The organism is Mesorhizobium sp. M7A.F.Ca.AU.001.01.1.1 (assembly GCF_004022735.1).
In the GTDB taxonomy this organism is placed as follows: domain Bacteria; phylum Pseudomonadota; class Alphaproteobacteria; order Rhizobiales; family Rhizobiaceae; genus Mesorhizobium; species Mesorhizobium ciceri.
Map to the genome: position 1 here is coordinate 1 of NZ_RZPF01000769.1, position 2,931 is coordinate 2,931.

At 61.3% G+C, this 2,931-nt stretch carries 2 protein-coding genes and 1 pseudogene; all 3 read left to right on the top strand.

Features of this window, described 5'->3' with window-relative positions; all coding sequences use genetic code 11:
- Positions 1–801, top strand: a pseudogene (locus EN884_RS31460) (serine/threonine protein kinase); the annotation flags it as partial.
- An 84-nt stretch (positions 802–885) separates the two neighbouring features.
- The gene (locus EN884_RS31465; protein ID WP_024504491.1) at positions 886–1,296 is read left to right on the top strand and encodes a DUF1036 domain-containing protein; all 411 of its coding nucleotides are present in this window, start codon (positions 886–888) and stop codon (positions 1,294–1,296) included.
- Positions 1,293–2,931, top strand: a 1,639-nt coding sequence (locus EN884_RS31470) for a M23 family metallopeptidase (RefSeq protein WP_164895277.1), incomplete at its 3' end; no start/stop codon positions are given. The genes EN884_RS31465 and EN884_RS31470, both read left to right, overlap by 4 nt.

Below are 2,931 nucleotides of genomic sequence, written 5' to 3' on the forward strand. Positions count from 1 at the left end.
CCGCAGGCCAGCAAGCCGGCGGCACCCGCAACGCGGGAGCCCAATCCCACTGCGGCCCCGCCGGCTGTCGCGAACGCCGAGAGCCCTGCCTTGCCGACAAGCAACCAGCCGGACCAACCTGCTGTCGCGTTGAACGTGCCCAAACCGGAGATTCCCCCGGCCGTCGACGACATCGCCCAACGGGTGTCATGGGTTCGCGACTTCGGCGGCGGCGACTGTTTCTATGCGACGATGACCTCAGCAACCGACAAGGCTGCCGCGATCGAAGGCTTTGGAACATCGGTCCAGCCATTCGAAGGCATGCTGGCCGAGTTCCAGGCCAAATTCCATGTCGAGCCGGACATCAGCGTCCGGCTCATTGAACCAAGCCAATGCGAAGTCACCAATTTTCTGCGCTTTATCGGGCAGACCGCATCAGACAAGCCGCAGCTTGTTCTCGATCGGACATCGGTGCCAAACGGTACGCCGATCAGCGGAACGCTGGTGACGCGTGGCGGGCTCAGGTCCAGCGTGCTGTTGATCGACCATAAAGGCATGGTGTTCAATCTCGACGACCGCATCGTCGTAGAACCCGGCAAGGCTACTTTCAGCATCCCGATTGGTCTCGGGGCCGCCGACAAAGCCGCCGGAAAGGCGGTGCCGCAGATCATAATGGTGATCACGGGCCCTCAGGACATCCAGGCAGCCGCGTTCTCCACGCCCATGCCAGCCTCGGTGCTGCTCCCAAAGATTCTTGAGGAAATCGAGACCGACGGGTCTCAATTCTCGGCCACCGCCCAGTATTTCCGGCTCGGCGGATAGCATGGGCGCCCGATGCAACTCAGCCGCTCTGACCCGCCGATAAGGCAGTTTGATCCGGTTCGGGCCCCTGCCCTGCGTGGCAGCATGAGGCTTGCGGTCATGGGGGGGGCGGCCCTGTTGGCCGTGCTGTCATCCAGCGAAGCGCGCGCCGAGTTCACGGTCTGCAATCAGACTCTGGATGTCGTCAATCTCGCCGTCGGCCAGAAGGTCGACAATGCGGACCAGACCGATGGCTGGTGGACCATCGGCGCCAATCAATGCGTAAACGTCATTCGTGAGGAACTGACGAACCGCTACATCTACATCTACGCAACGGACGTGTTTGGTCATGCGATCCTCACAGGATCGACCGAAATGTGCATTGAGCGGCGACGTTTTTCGATACGCGGCATCGACGAGTGCTGGCAGCGCGGCCATATCGCGGCACAATTTCTTGAAGTCGATACCCTCGAACAGGCGCGGTGGACTTTCTTTCTTACGGGAAGCAATCCGTGACGCACGGTATCGACACGAGCTTCAGGCAGAAAAAGCAGGCGCGCGCGGCCCTTCGCAGGCGCACGCTTCGGCGCAGGCTTGTTGCCGGTCTCGCGGTGGCTGTGCTGCTCTCTATCGCCGCCGGTTTCTACCTCACCGCCGAGTATTGGTCGTTCGGAGACGAAGACGAGGAGTTGCATGCGGTCGAAGGGGCGGACGATATGCCGGCGGACGCATCCGTGTATGTGCCAGCCATTATCGATCTGGCGGGGGACCCGATGTGGATCACGCTGGCGCCCGATGCCAGCGCCGCAACCAAAGGCCGGACAATGCCGCGCCCGGCGGAACTCAACCAGGCCGGCGTTTCTCCACAGATCGAAATCCTGTCTGACGTCATGCTTAGCGCGAGCGAAAAATTCATGACAACGATACCGTCGACGCAAGAGGATTTTGCATTCTTCCAGGCGCAACGAAAGACTGCTGCCCCACCATCCGGTGATCTGCAGAATGATCTTGAGCCATCGCCGATAGAGGGGGAACCAGCCGCAGCACCCGACCAAAGGGCGGACGCCGATGATCCCGAAGCCGGCTGGGGCGAGACCATCGATGCGGGCGATGCAGCCCTTCCCGCATTCCAGAAGACGCAGATCGAAAACAACACGAGTGTCGCAACCGTCTCGAATGAGTATCAGCGGTTCGAGGCGACCGAAGACACGTTCGTGAAAATCCTCAACGACCGCTCTTTGGACAGCGTCGCGCTCGATGCGCATTTCTCCGCAGAGGACGCCAAGCTGGCAGGGCAAGCGCTGAAGGCGCTTTTCAACCGCGACGGCCTGGAACCGGGCTATGTCATCGCCATGCGTGGTTTCAGGCCGAGGCGCGAGACGACGACCATGTCGCTGATGCAGGTGTCCATCTACGCCAAGAACGTCTTTGTTGGCACGCTGACACGCAATGCGGCGGGCGCATTCGTATCGGGTGTCGATCCCTGGGTCCGTGAAGATCTGTTCAACTATTCGGGCGCACAGGGGGAAGGCACGCACAAGCGGCAGTATCGCCTGCTCGACGCGATCTACTCGACGGCGGCTCGCAACAGTGTTCCAACCGGCGTGATCGGCGAAGCGATCATGTACCTATCGCGAGGGCAGGATCTGGACGCCTTCGCCAGCGAGGACCAGCGCCTTGTGCTGATCTACTCGCAAACGCCGCGCGGCAAGGGCGAGACTGACGGGCGTGTGCTGTATGTCGGCGTGCAGGGCACCGAAAAGAGCCTCGACTGTTTCGTCTTCCAGCTGAGCGAGGGCCAGTTTGCGTGCGTTACCGGTGACGATCAGGTCCGCTCGCTGACGGTCACCAACGGCATGGTCACGCCCGTCAACGGGGTGATGACATCCACCTTCGGGCCACGCAAGCATCCAATTCTCGGCACCGTTCGCATCCACAAGGGCGTCGACTGGGCGGCTCCCGTTGGCACGCCGATCGCAGCCGCCTTCGATGGTGAGATCACCTTCCAGGGCGATGGCGGCAGCTATGGTAATCTGGTGAAGATCTCGCACCCAAACGGGCGCGAGACGCGCTATGCGCATATGCTGAAATTTGCAATCGGGACCGGTGTCGGAACCAGGGTGAAAGCCGGCGATGTGATCGGCTATATCG